Consider the following 19,194-nt stretch of genomic DNA (forward strand, 5'->3'; position numbering starts at 1 on the left):
TTTGTTCCTACAATTCGCCGTGGCCGACGCGCGCGCCGGGGAGTTGGTCGCAAAGCTTCTGGCCCATAGTCATGAAGGGAGCGACGAGTCGCAGCCGCTCCTCGACGCTCGTCGCCGCACTGAAGAGATCGCGGTTGGCCATGTTGCCGAGCGTCAGCTGCATCGGATCGGTCGTAATGATGACGCCACGCGGTTGGAAATCCTCGTCCTCATCCAGCCCATGCGGCCTGCCCTCGAAGAACATCACCACTTTCTGGCCGACACTCCAGACGCAGGCGAGCATTCCCTCGTCGACGGAAAACGGCCAGCCGGCCTCGTTTCCGGCACGGCTGATCGGCTGTAGCCGCACCTCCTGCGCCGTGGGAACATGGAACATGCCTTGTTCCCCCGCCAGCATCAGCGGCATCGCGACTGCCACTTCGGCCATCATCAGTGCGCCACCGCCGCCGCCGCTGCCTCGTCGATGAGGCGGCCGGTGCGGAAGCGCTCGATGGTGAAGGGCGCGTTGATCGGATGCGGATCGTCCTTGGCGATGGTGTGGGCGAAGACATGGCCCGAGCCAGGTGTCGCCTTGAAGCCGCCCGTGCCCCAGCCGCAATTGACGTAGAGGCCGGACACCGGCGTCTTGGCCAGGATCGGCGAGCGGTCGGGCGTCACGTCGACGATGCCGCCCCACGAACGCAGCATCTTCATGCGCGTGAAGATCGGGAACATCTCGCAGATGGCGTCCAGCGTATGCTGAAGAATGTGAAGTCCGCCGGTCTGCGAATAGGAGACATACTGGTCGGTGCCGGCGCCGATCACCAGTTCGCCCTTGTCGGACTGCGAGATATAGGCGTGCACCGTGTTCGACATCACAACGCAAGGCACGACCGGCTTGACCGGCTCCGATACCAGCGCCTGCAGCGGATAGCTCTCCAGCGGCATGCGCACGCCGGCCATGTTCATGATGACCGAGGAATGGCCGGCGGCGACGACGCCAACCTTCTTGGCGCCGATGAAACCGCGCGTCGTGTCTACACCCATGACCGCGCCATTGGCCGCCCGCTTGACGCCGGTGACCTCGCAATTCTGGATGATGTGGACGCCGCGCGCCGAGGCGCCGCGCGCATAACCCCAGGCAACCGCGTCGTGGCGCGCCGTGCCGCCGCGGCGCTGCAAGGCAGCCCCGACGACCGGATAGCGCGCGTCTTTCGAGGTGTTGAGCGGCGGACAGAATTCCTTGGCCTGCTCCGGCGTCAGCCATTCATTGTCGATGCCGTTCAGCCGGTTGGCATGGACATGGCGCTTCAGCACCTGGATGTCGTGCACATTGTGGGCGAGCATCATGACGCCGCGCGCCGAATACATGACGTTGTAGTTGAGCTCCTGGGAGAGCCCGTCCCACAGCTTCAGCGCATGGTCGTAAATCCCTGCGCTCTCGTCATAGAGATAGTTGGATCGGATGATGGTGGTGTTGCGGCCGGTATTGCCGCCGCCCAGCCAGCCCTTTTCCAGCACCGCGACATTGGTGATGCCGTGCACGGTTGCGAGATAATAGGCCGTCGCCAGGCCATGACCGCCGGCGCCGACGATGATGACGTCGTATTCCTTCCTGGGCTCAGGCGAGGACCATTGTTCCTCCCAGCCCTTGTGGCCGCGCATGGCCTCGCGGGCGATGGCGAATACAGAGTATTTCTTCACGGTCCAGCCTCGCGCCAAAAGGTCTCGCGGATTGCAGCCGGGTCTTCCTTCGGCCCAGCGCGCGAGGTGTATCACTAGCGAAACGGCGCTGCCATCCTTGCGCTGTTTGCGACGGCGCTTGCCGTTTTGCGCCGTGCTGAAAAAGAGCTATCCGGTCTGGCCCCTGTGATTGGCTTCAGTCACACTTCCCGGCGTCGGGGATTCGGAGGATGATGGTGGGCAACGCCTGGTGGAATCTCACATTGCGCTTCCTGCTGGAGCTGGCGGCCTTGCTTGGCCTCGGCATGGCGGGCTGGAGCCTTTTCGAGGGCTGGTGGCACTGGATCCTGGCCCTTGCCTTGCCACTCATCGCTGCAGCGTTGTGGGGGATTTTTGCCGTGCCCGGCGATCCGAGCCGTTCAGGGAATGCACCGGTACCGGTGCCCGGCGCTGTCAGGCTGGCGCTGGAATTCGTCGTCCTGTTCGGCGGCGCGGCGGGTTTCCATGTGGCGGGCCATGCCGCCACGGGCACCATCATGGCCGTGCTGATCGTCATCAGCTACGCGTTCTCGCTGGACCGATTGGCTTGGCTGCTGCGGCAATAGTTGGTGCGAGCCTCTGCGGCTTTCGGGTGGCTCTCGCACCGCCGACCTGCGACCAAGCATCCGGTCGCCGGCAAAGCTGGCGCGAAGGACAAGGATGCCAGACATGCTCGCACTCGCCAACAAGATCGCCATCGTCACCGGTGCCAGTTCCGGCATCGGCCGCGCCACCGCCAAACTGTTCGCGGAGGAAGGCGCCAAGCTGGTCATTTCCGCTCGCCGCCAAGCGGAGCTTGATGCACTCACCGTTGAAATCGAGGATGCCGGCGGCACGGCCGTCGCTCTCGCGGGGGATGTCACCGACGAGACCTACGCGAAAGCTCTCGTCGAACTGGCGGTCGGCAGCTTCGGTGGACTCGACATCGCGTTGAACAATGCCGGCTCCGTCGGACCGATGGGTCCTGTCCCCGACGTGTCGGCACAGACATGGCACGGGACGGTGGACACCAATCTGACCAGCGCCTTTCTCGGTGCGAAGTATCAGATACCGGCCATGCTCGAGCACGGCGGCGGCTCGCTGATCTTCACGTCGAGCTTTGTCGGTTACACAGCCGGCATGCCGGGCATGGCCGCCTACGCCGCGGCCAAGGCCGGCCTGATCGGATTGACGCAGGTGCTGGCCGCCGAATACGGACCGAAGGGGCTGCGCGTCAACGCGCTGCTGCCCGGCGGGACCGACACGCCAGGCGCGACGACGACCACGCCTGAGGCCCGCGCCTTCGTCGAGGGCCTCCACGCCCTGAAGCGCATGGCGCAGCCGCAAGAGATCGCCCGCTCCGCGCTTTACCTCGCCTCCGACGCCTCGAGCTTCACCACGGGAACCGCGCTGTTTGCGGATGGCGGCGTGTCGATCAACCGGACGTGAAGGATTTTTTGCGGGGACAGGCCTGTTCGTCGTTGTGACGCAGGCCGCCGGTCTTGCTTTTTCGGCGCGATTTGGCGATTCCGTTTCTATCTAAACGGGTCTTCTTGCCAAGACGGGTCCTGGAACCATGATGCTGATCCGAACCTATGTCGCCCAGAGTGCAATCGAAGGCGTCGGAATGTTCGCCGCCGAGCCCATCCGGAAGGGCGCCTCGATCTGGCGCCTGGATCCGGATTTCGATCGGCTGATCCCGATGGACAAATACGAGACGGCGCCGCAACCCCTGAAGGAATTGCTCGACCGTTATGCCTATCCGAGCCCGGACAAGCCCGGCTTCATCGTCTATGAGGTCGACAATGGCCGCTTCATGAACCATTCGGCGACCCCGAACACCGATTTTTCGCAATATGGCGGCGCCACCGCGACCCGGGATATCGCCGTCGGCGAGGAGATCACCTGCGATTACGGTGAGTTCTTCGAGGATTTCGAGCGGCTGCACCTGGCCACGGCGTAACAGGCACACTATCTCCAGGCGACCGTGGCAATTTGGCTGTCGTCCGTCATTTCGACTGTGGACAGCGAGGCTTGATTCTGCTATCAGCCGCCACAATTCGTGGTGTCGAGCGCCGCGGAGGCTTGTGGCTATGGCTACTTGCCTGTTGATATCAAACCCGAAAGACAGGATTGCCCGTGCAGGTACTCGTCCGCGACAATAACGTTGATCAGGCGCTTCGCGCGCTGAAGAAGAAGATGCAGCGCGAAGGCATTTTCCGCGAAATGAAGATGCGCGGCCACTACGAGAAGCCTTCCGAGAAGCGCGCCCGTGAAAAGGCCGAAGCCGTTCGCCGCGCCCGCAAGCTGGCTCGCAAGCGCGCACAGCGCGAAGGCCTGCTGCCGATGACCCCGCGTCCGGTTGCTGCTGGCGGTGCCGCCGGTGCAGCGCGTCCGCCGCGCTGATTATCGCCAATATTTCGTCCTTTTCGAAGGATACCAGGGTGGCGCGATGCGGAATCGCCGCCACCCTTTTATTTTGATTGTGACCCGGCCCGGAGGGGGGAACCGGACCTGAACGACGGCGCAAGTGAGGACAGGGCAGACATGAACGCAACAAGCGTGGAGCGCGGGACCGCATTGCGTGGTTTCGCCCTGACAGCGGCCCTGCTTTCCGGACTGGTGCTTGCGGGCTGCCAGACATCGGGCCCGGCCGGCGAGTTCAACAACATCGACAAGGCGCAAGGGTCGAGCGAGAACATCTCCTCGCTATCGGCGGTCATCCAGCGCAATCCCCAGGATCCTGAAGGCTACAATGTGCGCGGTTCGGCCTATGGCCGCGGCGGCCAGTACCAGCAGGCGCTCAAGGATTTCAACCAGGCCATCCAGCTCAATCCGAATTTCTATCAGGCCTATTCGAACCGGGCCCTCATCCAGCGCTTCCTCGGCAACCAGGAAGCCGCACTCGCGGACTACAATCGCTCGATCCAGATCAACGGCAATTACGACGCCGCCTATATCGGCCGCGGCAATCTCTACCGCAAGGCGGGCCGCACCCAGGATGCCTTCACCGACTTCCAGAAGGCGATCCAGCTCGACACGACGGATGCCCGCGCATACCACAATCGCGGCCTGATCTATCAGAGCCAGGGCCAGCACAAATTCGCCATCGAGGACTTCTCGACCGCCATCTCGCTGGCCCCTGACGCCGCCGAGCCCTACAACGGCCGTGGCCTCTCCTATCTTGCGACCGGCGACGAGGACAACGCCTTCTCCGACTTCAACATGGCCATCAAGCTCGACGGCCAGAACGCCGAGGCCTGGGCCAACCAGGCGCTGATCTACGAACGGCGCGGCGACAAGGCAAAGGCGGCGAAGGCCTATCGCGAGGCCGTGCGCCTCAACCCCACCTATCAGCCGGCCAAGGACGGCCTCGCCCGCGTCAGCTGACATCGGCTTCCTCAAGCCCGCGCCAAGCGCCCCATTGCATCGTGCGTGTCCGAAAGGACACGCGGCGCGGCGGATCGCCGCCAATCCGGCAACCCTGTGTTAACCCCCGCGACAAGCCGTTAACCCCTGCCTTGTTCGCGCCAAGTTTTCGGCGGAACGGTCGCGGCGCCCGAGACGTTACTGAAGACTGATTGCGAAAGGACCCTCCCCATGATCAAGAAACTCGTCTGCGCCGCTGCTCTTGCAACGACCGTTTTCGCTGCCGCCCCGGCCAGCGCCGGCAGGCTGCAACTCGGCACGCTCGACTGCACCATCGATGGCGGCACCGGCTATATCGTGACGTCCAACAAGGGCGTGTCCTGCGTCTTCCGGCCCCATCATCACGGGCCGTCGGAAATCTATACAGGTGTCATCTCGAAGCTCGGTGTCGATGTCGGCAAGACGCATCAGGGCCAGCTCATCTGGGCGGTTTTTGCCGCGACGCGCGACCGTGACGCGGGCGACCTTGCCGGCAGCTACTACGGCGTCAACGCCGAGGCGAGCGTCGTGACTGGCGGCGGCGCCAACCTGCTGGTCGGAGGCTTCGACAGCGCCTTCATGCTGGAGCCGCTCAGCGTCCAGGCGCAGACCGGCGTCAATCTCGCCGTGGCGGTGACTTCGCTGGAGCTGATCCACTCGCTCAAATAAGCGGTTTGGGGCCTCGGCTCCAGACCCTTCACTCTGCGGCGCGGAACCGGATAGGATGGTTCCGCGCCGTCTGTTTTTTGGGGACGCCATGCCGAGGACAGCTATCGCCGCTGCCATGATTGCAAATCATGCTTGCCGGCAAGCGGTGCATCCAGGACGACGCTGGTCCAAACATATCTCGAAAAAATCGCTTGAGCTCAATCGCGGTTGAGGTTCTACAAACCCGTCCCGAGCAAAACAGCATCTCGACGCCGCGCGCATGGTCCTGCCGGACGCCTCGCGCTGGCTTCTGGTGCCGTGCGGCTGCATCAAGATATGCAAAGCAGGGATGACATGACCGAGATCAGCACAAACAGGGTAGACTGGCGCGCATTGTGGGCAAGCGGCGACCTGGCGCGCTTCTGCTTCATCAGCCTCGGCATCCTGCTTCATGCCACCAATGAGACGATGGTGGCGACCGTCATGCCGGCCATGGTCGGCGAACTGGCCGGCGTGCAGCTCGTCGGCTGGTCGCTGGCGATCTACGAACTCGGCGCCATCGTCGCCGGTGCCGCGGCGGGACGGCTGGTGAGCTATGTGGCGCTGCGCACCAACATGATGGTCGCCGCCCTGCTTTACGCCGCCGGGGCGCTGATCTGCGCCACCTCGCCTTCGATGCAATTGTTCCTGGCCGGCCGGCTGATCGAGGGGCTGGGCGGTGGCGCGCTGGTGTCGCTGGCCTTCGTCTCGGTCGAGCGGCTGTTTTCGCGTGCCATCTGGCCGCAGCTTTTCGGCATCATGTCGGCGATCTGGGGCGTCGCGGCGTTCAGCGGCCCGCTCCTCGGCGCTGTTATGACCGAATTGCTGTCGTGGCGCTGGGCCTTCGGCGTCTTCACTCTCGGCGGCACCGCCATGGCGCTGGCAAGCTTCCTCGTACTCGACACGCCGGAAGCGACAAGACCCAGCACGAGCGCCGGCAAGGCGCCGCCTTTTCCGTTCATGGCGCTTGGCTGCCTTGCTATTGCCGTGGTGCTGATCGCCTCGGCCGGCGTCGACATCGCCCTGCTGCGTTCCTCGCTGCTGATCGTGCTGGGGCTGGCAGGTCTCGCGCTGTTCTTCTACATCGATGCGCTGAAGCCGCGCTCCCGGCTTTTCCCGGCGCGGCTGTTCTCATGGCGCACGCCGGTCGGCGCCGGCATGACCATGGTGGCCGCCTTTTCCATCGCGACCTGCTCCTTCGGCGTCTACGGGCCGCTGCTGCTGACCAGCCTGCACGACATTCCGCTGCTGACCACCGGCTACATCATCGCCGCCGAATCGATCGCCTGGTCGATCCTGTCGATCCTCGTCGCCAACGCGCCGCCGCGGCGCGAAAGGCTGATCATCGTCTGCGGCGCACTGATGATCGCGGCGGGCATCGCCGGCTTCGCGTACACGATACCACTGGGCTCGATCGCGCTGATCCTGGTCTGCGCCCTGTTGCAGGGCGGCGGCTTCGGCATTGCCTGGCCGTTCCTCACCCGCGTCATCGTCGCCTCCGCCCCGGACGACGAACAGACCATCGCCTCGGCCGCGGTGCCGACCATGCAGCGCATCGGCTATGCCGTGGGCGCCGCCCTTGCCGGCATCGTCGCCAATGCCAGCGGTTTTTCGCAAGGCCTGAACCATGACGCGGCCGCTGGTGTCGCGAGCTGGCTGTTCCTTGCCTTCGTGCCGCTCGGCGTTCTCGGCTGCCTCGCCGCCTTGCGGATATCGGCGGCGGCAAATCGGCCGCTCGCAGCCATCGGCTGACGCAGGTTCTATCGGACGGCTAATTCACTCGACACGCAGGCGGTAGCCGACACCGGTCTCGGTGGTGATGTAGCGCGGCTGGTCGGGGGTTTTTTCGATCTTCTGCCTGAGCTGGCGCACATAGACCCTGAGATACTGCACGTCGGTCGAATCGTCCCAGATCTGCTTCAGGATGAAGTGGTGGGTCAGCACCTTGCCGGCGTGCTGCACCAAGATGCGCAGTATGTCGTACTCCTTCGGAGAGAGCTTCACCTCCCTGTCCTCGACCTTGACGATGCGCTTGACCAGATCAACGCTGAGGTCGCCGCTCTGGAAAACCGGCTTTTCGCCCTGTTGCTGGAACTTGTGGCGCAGCGCAACGCGGATGCGCGCCACCAGTTCGTTCATACCGAACGGCTTGGTGACATAATCGTCGGCGCCGAGTTCGAGCGCGCTGACGATACCGGCCTCGTCGGTGCGGCTGGAAAGGATGACGACGGGAATGTCGACGCCCTCGTCACGCCATTTGCGCAGCAGGTCGTGGCCCCCTATGCCGGGCAGGCCGAGATCGAGCAACACCAGGTCGGGCTTTTCCTGTTCCATCAGCTCGATCGCCACCTTGGCGTTGGGCGCCTCGCTGACCGTGTAGCCTTGGCTGGCAAGGCCGACCCGAAGCAGCTTGCGGATCGGCGGCTCGTCATCGACAACCAGTATCCTGACATTCGAATTGGTCATCGAGGCTGGTCCACGCCGGGTTCGTCGCCGCGGTTGCCGACACCGCGCGCTTGCGCCGGCACTGGCATCCTGATGGTGAAGGCGGCACCGGGGCGGTCGGTCCGGTTGGCGGCCGCGATCGTGCCGCCCATCGCCTCGACGAAGCCACGGCAGATCGACAGGCCGAGCCCGGTGCCGGCGCGCACCTGATCGCCCTTGCGCACCCGGTAGAAGGTGTCGAACACGCGTTCCAGGTCCTGCGCCGGAATGCCCGGCCCCTCATCCATGATCTGCACGACGACAGAGCCATTGTCGGCCCAAGCCTGGACGCGGATCGCCGAGCCCGGCGGCGAATATTTCGACGCATTGTCCAGAAGGTTGAACAGCACCTGCTCGAACAACACGGGATCGAGCTTCAGCATCGGCAGGTCGGGCGGAATATCGACCTCGATCTTGTGTTCACTGGCGATCTTGCGGGCACGATCGAGTGCCGTACCGACGATATCTCCAAGATAGTGAAGGGCGTAGTTCGGCTCCATCGCACCGGACTCGATCTTGGTCATGTCGAGCAGATTGGCGATGAAGCGGTTCAGCCGTTCCGATTCGTCGATCACCGTCGACAGAAGCTCCGCCCTGTCCTGCTCGGGCAGGTCGGGCGCGAACTCCTTGAGTGTGCCGGCCGCCCCCATGATGGCCGCGAGCGGCGTCTTCAGGTCATGCGAAATCGATGTCAGCAGCGCCGAGCGCAGCCGGTCGGCTTCGGCGGCCAGCTTGGCGCGGTCGACATCGGCGACGAGCTGGACGCGTTCGATCGCCACCGCCGCCTGGTCTGCCAGCGCGTCGAGCAGCCGCTGTTGCTCGGGCGTCAAAAGCGGGCCCTGCTTGTCATTGTCGAGACCGACGACGCCGATTGCCGTGCGTCCCGTGCGCAAGGGAAGATAGAGGCGCTTGGCGCCGGGCAGCGTGTCGGCGCCGCGTCCGGCGGCACGGTTGTGCTCCCAGGCCCAGCGGGCGGCGGCGATGTCGGCCTCGGCCAGCGTGTCGTCGGGCGGATAGCCTGCCTTGACGGTGATGGTGCCGTCTTCCGGCAGCAGCAGCACCACGCGCAGCTTCAGCATGGAGGCTATCTGGAAAGCGGTGGCCCAGAGCACGTCATCGAGCGTGCCGGCGCCGGCGAGCTTCTTGGAGAACAGATAGATGTCCTCGGTTGCCCGCGCCCGTGAGCGGGCGGCGGCGGCCTGACGCTGGACGCGCGCCGTCAGGTTGCTGGCGATGACGGCAACGGCGACGAAGACGGCAATCGCGACGATGCTCTCGGGATCCCGGATCGTCAGCGTGTAGCGCGGCTCGAGGAAAAAATAGTTGAAGGCAAGGACACTGAGGAAACAGGCGTAAAGCGCCGGCCAGAGACCACCGGCCACCGCCGATGTCAGCACGGAGAGCAGGAAGACGATCGCCAGGTTGCGAACGTCGAGGAACTGGTCGAGAACAGTGCTGAGGGCCAATGATCCGGCAACGTAAGCCGTGGCGAGCAAATACGGCTTGGCCTGAAACTGCCTCTGCTCGGCTGCCGCGCTCACTCTCCTGGAAGGCGTCTCGGTGTCCCGCTCCGTTCCGGAGATGACATGGACGCTGATGTCGCCGGCATTGCGGATCAGATCATAGGTGAGCGATCCCTCGATCAGTTCCCGCCAGCGCGACCGGGTCGGCCTGCCGACCACGATGTGGGTGAAATTGTTCGCCGTCGCATGGCGAACGATGTCCTGCGCCACGCTCTGGCCCGGAATGGTCGTCACCTCGGCGCCGAGCTGCTCGGCCAGGCGCAGGAGTGTGGCGAGCCTGTCCTTGTCGTCCTCGGACATGCCGGCCGAGCGAGGCGTGTCGACATGAAGTGCCGTCCATGGCGCACGAAGCCTGTCGGCCAGCCTGCGTGCGTAGCGAATGCGGGCCGCCCCGCCCGGACGCGCATCGACGCAGACGAGAACCCGTTCCCCGGCAGCCCAAGGACCCTGGATGGCGTGGGACTGCATGTGGTTGAGCAACTGCTCGTCGACGCGCTGGGCGGTACGCCGCAGCGCCAGTTCCCGTAACGCCGTCAGATTGCCCGGCGAAAAATAGTTCTCTACGGCACGCTGCGCCGTGTTGGGGAAATAGACCTTCCCCTCCTCCAGCCGCTTGATCAGGTCGTCGGGCGTCAGATCGATGATTTCGACATCGTCGGCCTGGTCGATAATGGAATCGGGCACCGTCTCGCGCACCCTGACCCGCGTGATCTGGGCGACGATGTCGTTCAGGCTTTCGACATGCTGGATGTTGAGCGTCGTATAGACGTCGATGCCCCGCGCCAGGATTTCCTGGACGTCGAGATAGCGCTTGGGGTGGCGGCTGCCGGGCGCGTTGGTGTGCGCGAGTTCGTCGACCAGGACCAGCGCCGGACGCCGGGCAAGGATGGCATCTATATCCATCTCGTCGAGGACACGCCCCCTGTAATCGACCTTGCGGCGGGCAATGACTTCATAGCCCTCGACCAGGGCCCGGGTTTCCTTGCGGCCATGCGTCTCGACCACGCCGATCACCACGTCGACGCCGTCGGCCAGCCTGGCGCGGCCCGACATCAGCATCTCGTAGGTTTTGCCGACACCCGGTGCCGCGCCCAGGAATATGCGCAGACGGCCGTGCCCTTCCCGCCCGGCATGCTCTAGCAGCGCGTCGGGAGATGGTCTGTTTTCGACGTAGCTTCTGTTGTCCGGCATCGGGTCCGATCATGAATGGCGCCGGGGACCGTGTCGATCCCCGGCGCCGGCCATCACCTATTTCGCGGCATCCAGCGCCAGGTTGAGAGCCAGCACATTGACCGCCGGCTCGCCGAGCACGCCCAACTCCCGGTCCACGACCTGGCTGTCGACGAGCGCCTTGACCTTGGCTTCGTCGATGCCCCTTGCCTTGGCCACGCGCGGAACCTGGAAATAAGCGGCCTCGGGGCTGATCTGCGGATCAAGGCCGCTGCCGGATGTGGTCATCAGGTCCATCGGCACCGGCGCATTCGGATTTTCCGCCTTCAGCTTCGCGGCATCGCCCTTGATGCGCTCGATCAACTTCGGATTGGTCGGGCCAAGATTGGAGCCGCCCGAGGCGCCGGCATCATAGCCATTGCCCGCCGCCGAAGGTCGTCCGTGAAAATACTTGTCGCTGGCGAAGGCCTGGCCGATCAGTTCGGAGCCGACCACCTTGCCGTCCTTCTCGATCAGGCTGCCATTGGCCTGGCGCGGGAACAGCGCCTGGGCGATGCTGGTCATGCCGATGGGATAGACGAGCCCGGTCAGCACGGTGAAGAAGATGATCATGATGATCGCGGGTCTGATTTGCTTGAGCATCGGAATGATCCTTATGCAAGGCCGAGGGCCGTGATGGCCATGTCGATTATCTTGATGCCGACGAACGGCACGACGATGCCGCCGAGGCCGTAGACGAGAAGGTTGCGGCTGAGCAGCGCACCGGCGCCGATCGCCCGGTATTTCACGCCGCGCAGCGACAGCGGGATCAGCGCGATGATGATCAGCGCGTTGAAGATGATGGCCGACAGGATGGCGCTCTGCGGTGTCGCAAGGTGCATGATGTTGAGCGCCTGCAACGGGCCCGTCCTTTGGCCTGGCGCGATGTAGAAGATGGCGAACATGGCCGGAATGATGGCGAAGTACTTGGCGACGTCATTGGCGATCGAGAAGGTGGTCAGCGATCCGCGCGTCATCAACAGCGCCTTGCCGATCTCGACGATCTCGATGAGCTTGGTCGGATCACTGTCGAGGTCGACCATGTTGCCGGCCTCGCGGGCGGCGACCGTGCCGGTGTTCATGGCCACGCCGACATCGGCCTGCGCAAGGGCTGGCGCGTCGTTGGTGCCGTCGCCGCACATGGCGACCAGCTTGCCCTTGGCCTGTTCGTCGCGGATCAGCTTCAGCTTGTCCTCGGGCGTTGCCTGGGCGAGGAAGTCGTCGACGCCGGCTTCCGCCGCGATGGCTGCCGCCGTCATCGGATTGTCGCCCGTGATCATCACCGTGCGGATGCCCATGCTGCGCAGTTCGGCGAAGCGCTCGCGGATGCCGCCCTTGACGATGTCCTTGAGGTGGACGACGCCGAGCAGCCGCCCGTCCCTCTCGACCGCCAGCGGCGTGCCGCCCGATTTGGCGACCTCGTCGGCGATCGCCTGCAGGTCGCGCACGGTATCGCTTCCGGGCCGTGTGCCATGCGTGGCTGATGTCGGCTGGCTGACATAGGTCAGAATCGAATCGACCGCGCCCTTGCGCACCGAAGAGCCGTCTACGTCGACGCCGCTCATGCGGGTCTGTGCCGTGAAGGGCACGAACGTGGCGTGCAATGTCGCCATGTCGCGGGCACGGATGGCATATTTCTCCTTGGCCAGCACCACGATCGAGCGGCCTTCCGGCGTCTCGTCGGCGAGCGAGGCAAGCTGTGCCGCGTCGGCCAGTTCCTGCTCGCTGACGCCCTTGACCGGGCGGAACTCGGTCGCCTGGCGATTGCCGAGCGTGATGGTGCCGGTCTTGTCGAGCAGCAGCGTGTCGACGTCGCCGGCGGCTTCGACGGCACGGCCCGACATGGCCAGCACATTGAAGCGCACCAGGCGGTCCATGCCGGCAATGCCGATGGCCGACAGCAGCGCGCCGATCGTGGTCGGGATAAGGGTCACGAACAGCGCGACGAGCACGGTCACCGAGATATAGCCGCCTGAGTAGGAGGCAAAGCTCGGGATGGTCGCGGTGGCCAGCACGAAGATCAGTGTCATGCCGACGAGCAGGATGTTGAGCGCGATTTCGTTCGGCGTCTTCTGGCGCTCGGCGCCTTCGACCAGCGAGATCATGCGATCGAGGAAAGTATGGCCGGCGGCGGCGGTGATGCGCACGCGGATCCAGTCGGAGAGCACCTGCGTGCCGCCGGTGACCGCCGAGCGATCGCCGCCGGATTCGCGGATGACCGGCGCGGACTCCCCTGTGATCGCCGCCTCGTTGACCGAGGCGACGCCTTCCACCACCTCGCCGTCGGACGGGATGATGTCGCCGGCCTCGACGAGAACGATGTCGCCGACCTTCAAACCGGTGCCGGGCACCAGCTTGAATTTCGTCCGGTCCTCGCCGGCCAACAGCTTGGCCTGGGTTTCGGTGCGCGCCTTGCGCAGCGAATCCGCCTGCGCCTTGCCGCGCCCTTCGGCGACGGCTTCGGCGAAATTGGCAAACAGCACCGTGAACCACAGCCAGATGATGATCTGCAGCGTGAAGCGCAGATCGCCGCCACCGGTGACGAGGTCCTTGACGAACAGCACCGATGTCAGCGCCGACACGACGGCGACGACGAACATCACCGGATTGCGGGCCAGCGTGCGCGGATCGAGTTTGCGGAAGGCACCGCCGATGGCGGGCCACAGGATGCCGGCATCCATGATGCTGGCCGATTTTGACTGGCTCATTTTGAAGCTCCGGCTTCAGTATTGATGTGCGGCACCGATTGGTCGGATGCCGGAAAGAGATGAGGAAGCCCGTAGGCCAGAAGCCAGAGCGCGATCATGGCGGCGGCAAGCCCAAGAAATGTCGACAGGGTCGGGAAAGGAGGCGGCATTCCCTCCTTCCCCGGATCGGCCCGATGCCTGACATTGCGGCGCTTGTTGCTGAACCAGGACATGTCTGCCTCAGAATATCTGTCCATGAATCGTTGCCAGGTGCTCGACAACAGGTCCGACGGCGAGCGCCGGGAAGAAGGTCAGGCCGCCGACGATGACGATGACGCCGACCAGCAGCCCGACGAACAGCGGGCCGTCGGTCGGGAAGGTGCCGGCCGAGGCGGGCACGGTCTTCTTCGCCGCCAGCCCGCCGGCGATGGCGAGCGCCGGTATGATGACCAGGAAACGGCCCATCAGCATGCCGATGCCGAGCGTGATGTTGTACCACGGCGTGTTGCCGCTGAGGCCGCCGAAGGCCGAACCGTTGTTCGCCGCCGCCGAGGTGTAGGCGTAGAGGATTTCGGAGAAGCCGTGCGGTCCGCCATTGGCGATCGAGGCCACCGCGCTCGGCAGCACCACCGCGATGGCGGTGAAGACCAGCATCGCCAGAGGCAGGCACAGGATGGCCAACATCGCCATCTTGACCTCCTTGGCCTCGATCTTCTTGCCGAGATATTCGGGCGTTCGGCCGACCATCAGGCCGGCGACGAAGACGGCGATCAGGATGAACATCAGCATGCCGTAGAAACCGGCGCCGACGCCGCCGACGATGACTTCGCCGAGCTGCATGTTGATGAGCGGGATCATGCCGCCGAGCGCGGTGAAACTGTCATGCATGGCGTTGACCGCGCCGCAGGAGGCAGCCGTGGTGATGACCGCGAACAGCGCCGAGAGCGCGATGCCGAAACGGGTCTCTTTGCCTTCCATGTTACCGCCGTCGATGCCGAGCGCATGGACCAGCGGATTGCCCGCCGCTTCCGCCCAATAGCAGACGGCGACGCCGGCGATGAACAGCACGCCCATGGCGGCCAGGATCGCCCAGCCCTGACGCTGATTGCCGACCATGCGGCCGAAGACGTTGGTCAAGGCAGCGCCGACGACGAAGATCGACAGCATCTGGATCAGGTTGGAGATGGCATCGGGGTTTTCGAATGGATGTGCCGCGTTGGCATTGAAGAACCCGCCGCCATTGGTGCCGAGCATCTTGATGGCGACCTGCGAGGCGACCGGGCCGAGCGCGATCGTCTGCCTGGCGCCCTCCAGCGTGGTGGCGTTGACGTAAGGCCCGAGCGTCTGCGGCATGCCGAGCCAGACATAGACAAGGGTAAGCACGACGCAGAGCGGCACAAGCACATAGAGCGTGGCGCGCGTCATATCGACCCAGAAATTGCCGATCGATCTTCCGGAAGCGCGGGCAAAGCCGCGGATCAGCGCGATCGCAATGGCAATGCCTGTGGCGGCCGAAACGAAATTCTGGACAGTCAGGCCGGCCATCTGCACGAGGTAGGACATCGTGCTTTCGCCGCCGTAGTTCTGCCAGTTGGTGTTGGTCATGAAGCTGGCGGCGGTGTTGAAGGCGAGCGCCGGGTCGACCGCGCTCATGCCCGCCGGATTGTAAGGCAGGCCGCCCTGCAGGCGCTGCAGGACATAGAGCACCAGGAAGCCTGCCAGGTTGAACAGCAGCAGCGCCACCGCATAGCTGGCCCAGTGCTGTTCCTCGCGCTCGCTGGTTCCGCAAATGCGGTAGAGCCCCTGTTCGAGCGGGCGGAAGATCGGCGAAAGCGGCGTGCGATCACCTTTGAAGACGCGGTGCATGTAGAAGCCGAGCGGCTTCACCAGCAAAACGAGGATCCCGCAATAGAGGAGGATCTGTATCCATCCGTTCATGGTCATGATGTAGCTTCCGTGCGCCGGTGGATTAGAAACGCTCTGGACGAATGAGGGCGTAGGTGAGGTAGGCGAGCAGGAACAAGGTCACGCCACCACCGAGGATGTAATCGAAAAGCATGATTCGACCCTTCCGCTCAGATTCTGTCGCAGGCTTTGACGTAGACGAAGGACAGGGCGAAGAACAAAACCCCGATCCCGAGAACAATGACGTCCATGATTGCGTTCCTTGCTTTCACTTGTGTCTTTCAGCCACAATCGAACAGGCCAAACCGCTCGCGCTTGCTCGTCGCTTCGATGGCGACGGCATTCAAAGCTTCTGTCGGCGTGTTATATGGACCCGATCGCCATAAAGGTTCGAGACGGGATGGATGGGAAAGAAATAGGAATTTTATAAAGGTTTTCGGGGTGGGCGGCGGGCCACCGGCGATAGGGGTCGCCTTCGACGACGACCAGCGAGCCACGGTTTGGAGGTGGCACCGATTATCAGGATTGTGAAAGCGGCAAAGGACCATCCCAAGCCAACGCCAGGCGGGAATTGCGGCCTAACGCAGTGAGGCGCTGTAGGATGCTGTTGCATGCAGTCGCATCCCATGGCATTTCCGATGACAGGGCTTCTTGGCGGGCAAGGTTTGAAAAATTTTCAAATTACCCAGGAAAATCAAGCGGTTATGGCGGAGAGAGCGGGATTCGAACCCGCGTTACGGTCTCCCGTAAACACACTTTCCAGGCGTGCGCCTTCAACCACTCGGCCACCTCTCCGTCCTTGCATTTTTCGCGTTGGCCGGTTTCGCCGCGCGGGTTGGGGACAATGCAGTCCCTTCAGGGAGGCCGGCACGCGATATCAGCGCCGTGGGTGCCGCCAACCAGCAAACACCTTCCCTTCGCACCTGAGCCGTCAAAGCAACAGGCGCGGGGCTCATCTAGTCGATCCCGCGCCGAATGCCAAGCCATAACGGCGGTCTATTCGCTTTGCCGGCCACACACCGCTTCGCCAAGCTGCGTCGCACCCGTTTTTCAAGCCGCCGCCGCCCGAATGATGTGCACAGCCATGGCCGTAGGGCCGGCCGCGCTTGACTTCGCCGCGGCCCACCTGTCGAGTGAAGCGGAGGCTTTGCGGGGGGGCATCGTCCGGAGATGTCTTCAAGCAGTGAAAAACCGGGCGGAACGCCGGACAGTGGACAGACGCCGACAGGGCACCCGGACAGCGGGCTGTCCTACGTGCCGGTGGGCTGGCTCATCTTCGTCATGGCCTGGTCGGTCTACGGCCTGGCCTCGGCCTGGTGGCTGACCGGCAATTCCGGCCTGCCGGACAGGATCTTCTATTTCCTCCTCGGCGGGCTTGCCGTCGACATCATCACCATTCTGTGGGGACTCTACCTGCTCGGCCTTGCCTTTGGCCGCTCGGCGCGCTTCCCGCGCCACTTCATCATCTGGCAGGTGGCGACCATCGTCTGGGTGCTGGCGAGGCTGGCTTATGTGCTTGCCGTGCCCGATTTCGTCTTCTCCGCCAGGAGCTTGCTCATAAGCAGCGCCGAAATCGCCATCGGCCTGCTCTGCATCTATCTGCTGCGCCGCGGCTCCGGCGCCGAAGGCGTCTATGCCAGGCCGCGGGCGGAAGCGCCATCGGTCTTCGTTTCCATCGTCGCTGCCTTGCTCGGCATCATCCTGGGCGCGGTCATCGGCGCCGTTGGCGGCTTCCTGGCCGGCTCGGTGATCGCCGATCTCGCCGAGGTCAGTTGCTTCGAGGGCGGCTGCGGCTACTTTGCCGCCTTCATCGGCTTGGCCGGGCTGGTGGTCGGCGCCATTGCCGGGGGCATTCTTGCCGTCTTGCTCGTTCACCGCCGCCGGCGCGAGCCGGCCGCATAGGGTTCAGCAAGCGCGGGGCTTCAAATTCGCGTATCGCGATTGCGGACAAGCCGCACGCATTCTATTTCTGGTATCGGGACATGTGCCGGAGGTCTCCTGGTTAGCGTCCAGGAGGGACCGGGGGAGAGCCTTGATGTTTCGCTTCGTCTTTCGTCTTGCAGCCATGGTCGCGCTGTCGGTTTCCGTCATCATGGCGGTGCTCGACACGACGCGCACGGTGGCGGCTTCGGCCCTTGTGCTGACCCCGCTCAACGCGAGCTGGCTGGCCGTCTCGCCGGACACGCGGGCCGCCTTCGAAAGCTTCGTCCGCACCAAGGCCAGTCCGCTGCTGTGGGATGGCGCCATCGCCTGGGTGCTCAACCAGCCGGGCTTTGCCGTATTCGCGGTGCTGGCCTTCCTGCTTTACGCCATCGGCTACCGGCGGCAGCGGCGCACCGGACGGTTCGCGGCGAACTGACCCCATCGCCTGCACCATTCGGGCCGCCTCCTCACGGCTTGCACACAAGGTCAGATCGCTGTGTGGCTTGCCCGCGGCACGCTTTTCCAAAAGGTCAAAATTCCGCGTGAATTTTGTTTCGGGCCGTGCCAGATTGCCCGGGAGCGGGAGGGGAATACACTCCTGGCTGACGTCGTTTGCCGGCCGGAGAACCGGGCAGGCAGGCGGTGCGTAACGGAAAAAAATAACCGACAGGGTGTGGATCACATGAAACGTATCGTTCTCGGCCTCCTGGCCGCAACCGCAATGGTTCTTCCGGCTTTCGCCGCGGATGTCCAGCCGGCCATCCTTTACGATCTGGGCGGCAAATTCGACAAATCCTTCAACGAGGCTGCCTATCACGGCGCCGAGAAGTTCAAGACCGAGACCGGCACCCCTTACGTCGAGTTCGAAGTGTCCAACGCCTCGCAGCGCGAGCAGGCGCTGCGCCGCTTCGCCGAGGACGGCCACAACCCGATCGTCATGGCCGGCTTTGCCTGGGAGGATGCGCTGAAGAAGATCGCGGCCGAATACCCGGACCTCAACTTCGCCATCATCGACGATGCCGTCGACCTGCCCAATGTCCGCTCGCTGGTGTTCAAGGAGAATGAAGGTTCCTATCTCGTCGGCATCATGGCGGCGATGGCGTCGAAGTCGAAGAAGGTTGCCTTCGTCGGCGGCATGGACATCCCGCTGATCCGCAAGTTCGAATGCGGCTATGTCGGCGGCGCCAAGTCTGCCGGCGCGACCGACGTCATCCAGAACATGACTGGTGACACGCCGGCGGCGTGGAACGATCCGGCCAAGGGCGGCGAGATCGCCAAGACGCAGATCGACCAGGGCGCCGACGTTGTATACGCGGCCGCCGGCGGCACCGGCGTCGGCGTGCTGCAGGCAGCGGCGGATGCCGGCAAGCTCGGCATTGGCGTCGATTCCAACCAGAACGGCCTGCAGCCCGGCAAGGTGCTGACCTCGATGCTGAAGCGCGTCGACGTTGCCGTGTACACCGCCTTCATGGACGGCAAGAACGGCACCTTCAAGGGTGGCGTCGAGAATCTCGGCCTCAAGGAAGGTGGCGTCGACTACGCCATGGACGACAACAACAAGGCGCTGGTAACGGCCGAGATGAAGGCGGCGGTCGAAAAGGCCAAGGCCGACATCATCGCCGGCACGGTCAAGGTCCACGACTACACCGCCGACAACGCCTGCCCCTATTGATCGGCGGCGCCATACG

General features: G+C 64.1%; 19 protein-coding genes and 1 tRNA gene. 10 read left to right on the plus strand and 10 right to left on the minus strand.

The annotated features are described in order from the left end of the window. Positions 1-7 precede the first annotated feature (7 nt). A complete protein-coding gene (locus M653_RS0108630) occupies positions 8-430 on the minus strand; it encodes a hypothetical protein (protein ID WP_027142983.1) in 423 nt (140 codons plus the stop codon). Next, positions 430-1,683, minus strand: a complete 1,254-nt coding sequence (locus tag M653_RS0108635) for a sarcosine oxidase subunit beta (protein ID WP_027142984.1) — start codon at positions 1,681-1,683, stop codon at positions 430-432. Before M653_RS0108635 ends, M653_RS0108630 begins: the two co-directional genes overlap by 1 nt. Before the next feature lie 209 nt (positions 1,684-1,892). Here M653_RS0108635 and M653_RS0108640 point away from each other — a divergent pair, with 209 nt between their 5' ends. From M653_RS0108640 to M653_RS0108670, 7 genes are all read left to right on the plus strand, one after another. Continuing rightward, positions 1,893-2,267: a DUF2568 domain-containing protein gene (locus tag M653_RS0108640; protein WP_245262081.1), complete on the plus strand. Its 375-nt coding sequence runs from the start codon at positions 1,893-1,895 to the stop codon at positions 2,265-2,267. Between the two features lie 103 nt (positions 2,268-2,370). Beyond that, the gene (locus M653_RS0108645; protein WP_027142986.1) at positions 2,371-3,129 is read left to right on the plus strand and encodes an SDR family oxidoreductase; all 759 of its coding nucleotides are present in this window, start codon (positions 2,371-2,373) and stop codon (positions 3,127-3,129) included. Between the two features lie 127 nt (positions 3,130-3,256). Continuing rightward, a complete protein-coding gene (locus tag M653_RS0108650; protein ID WP_027142987.1) occupies positions 3,257-3,643 on the plus strand; it encodes an SET domain-containing protein-lysine N-methyltransferase in 387 nt (128 codons plus the stop codon). Positions 3,644-3,819: 176 nt separating this feature from the next. Next, on the plus strand, positions 3,820-4,086 hold the full coding sequence (gene rpsU / locus M653_RS0108655) for a 30S ribosomal protein S21 (RefSeq protein WP_010911429.1): 267 nt from the start codon (positions 3,820-3,822) through the stop codon (positions 4,084-4,086). A gap of 141 nt (positions 4,087-4,227) precedes the next feature. Further along, a complete protein-coding gene (locus tag M653_RS0108660; protein ID WP_027142988.1) occupies positions 4,228-5,070 on the plus strand; it encodes a tetratricopeptide repeat protein in 843 nt (280 codons plus the stop codon). Between the two features lie 210 nt (positions 5,071-5,280). Continuing rightward, entirely contained in the window at positions 5,281-5,757 is a 477-nt protein-coding gene (locus M653_RS0108665; protein ID WP_027142989.1) for a DUF992 domain-containing protein, read from the plus strand. Between the two features lie 333 nt (positions 5,758-6,090). Beyond that, positions 6,091-7,527 carry an MFS transporter gene (locus M653_RS0108670; RefSeq protein ID WP_027142990.1) on the plus strand — a complete coding sequence of 479 codons (1,437 nt, stop codon included), beginning with the start codon at positions 6,091-6,093 and terminating at the stop codon, positions 7,525-7,527. Between the two features lie 24 nt (positions 7,528-7,551). Here M653_RS0108670 and M653_RS0108675 read toward each other — a convergent pair whose 3' ends face one another. From M653_RS0108675 to M653_RS0108715, 8 genes are all read right to left on the minus strand, one after another. Further along, positions 7,552-8,241, minus strand: a complete 690-nt coding sequence (locus tag M653_RS0108675; protein ID WP_027142991.1) for a response regulator transcription factor — start codon at positions 8,239-8,241, stop codon at positions 7,552-7,554. Further along, complete coding sequence (locus M653_RS0108680) at positions 8,238-10,973, minus strand: sensor histidine kinase KdpD (protein ID WP_027142992.1); 2,736 nt, start codon at positions 10,971-10,973, stop codon at positions 8,238-8,240. Before M653_RS0108680 ends, M653_RS0108675 begins: the two co-directional genes overlap by 4 nt. Before the next feature lie 57 nt (positions 10,974-11,030). Further along, positions 11,031-11,594, minus strand: a complete 564-nt coding sequence (kdpC, locus tag M653_RS0108685) for a potassium-transporting ATPase subunit KdpC (protein WP_027142993.1) — start codon at positions 11,592-11,594, stop codon at positions 11,031-11,033. An 11-nt stretch (positions 11,595-11,605) separates the two neighbouring features. Continuing rightward, positions 11,606-13,699 carry a potassium-transporting ATPase subunit KdpB gene (gene kdpB / locus M653_RS0108690; RefSeq protein ID WP_027142994.1) on the minus strand — a complete coding sequence of 698 codons (2,094 nt, stop codon included), beginning with the start codon at positions 13,697-13,699 and terminating at the stop codon, positions 11,606-11,608. After that, entirely contained in the window at positions 13,696-13,911 is a 216-nt protein-coding gene (locus tag M653_RS0108695) for a hypothetical protein (protein ID WP_027142995.1), read from the minus strand. Before M653_RS0108695 ends, kdpB begins: the two co-directional genes overlap by 4 nt. A 7-nt stretch (positions 13,912-13,918) precedes the next feature. Next, entirely contained in the window at positions 13,919-15,622 is a 1,704-nt protein-coding gene (gene kdpA / locus M653_RS0108700; protein WP_027142996.1) for a potassium-transporting ATPase subunit KdpA, read from the minus strand. A 25-nt stretch (positions 15,623-15,647) separates the two neighbouring features. Then, positions 15,648-15,737, minus strand: a complete 90-nt coding sequence (kdpF, locus tag M653_RS01000000132240; protein ID WP_032919213.1) for a K(+)-transporting ATPase subunit F — start codon at positions 15,735-15,737, stop codon at positions 15,648-15,650. Positions 15,738-16,288: 551 nt separating this feature from the next. Beyond that, positions 16,289-16,378: transfer RNA gene (locus M653_RS0108715), tRNA-Ser, on the minus strand. Between the two features lie 375 nt (positions 16,379-16,753). Between M653_RS0108715 and M653_RS1000000134335 the strand changes: the two genes are divergently transcribed. The 3 genes from M653_RS1000000134335 to M653_RS0108730 all read left to right on the plus strand — a co-directional run bounded on the left by M653_RS1000000134335 (position 16,754) and on the right by M653_RS0108730 (position 19,178). Next, a complete protein-coding gene (locus tag M653_RS1000000134335) occupies positions 16,754-17,485 on the plus strand; it encodes a DUF2569 domain-containing protein (RefSeq protein ID WP_245262082.1) in 732 nt (243 codons plus the stop codon). Positions 17,486-17,618: 133 nt separating this feature from the next. Beyond that, entirely contained in the window at positions 17,619-17,942 is a 324-nt protein-coding gene (locus tag M653_RS0108725; protein WP_027142997.1) for a hypothetical protein, read from the plus strand. 246 nt (positions 17,943-18,188) lie between these two features. Next, a complete protein-coding gene (locus M653_RS0108730; protein ID WP_027142998.1) occupies positions 18,189-19,178 on the plus strand; it encodes a BMP family ABC transporter substrate-binding protein in 990 nt (329 codons plus the stop codon). Positions 19,179-19,194 lie beyond the last annotated feature (16 nt).

Origin of the sequence: Mesorhizobium sp. WSM3626 (assembly GCF_000513935.1) — a bacterium.
GTDB classification, from domain to species: Bacteria; Pseudomonadota; Alphaproteobacteria; order Rhizobiales; family Rhizobiaceae; genus Mesorhizobium; species Mesorhizobium salmacidum.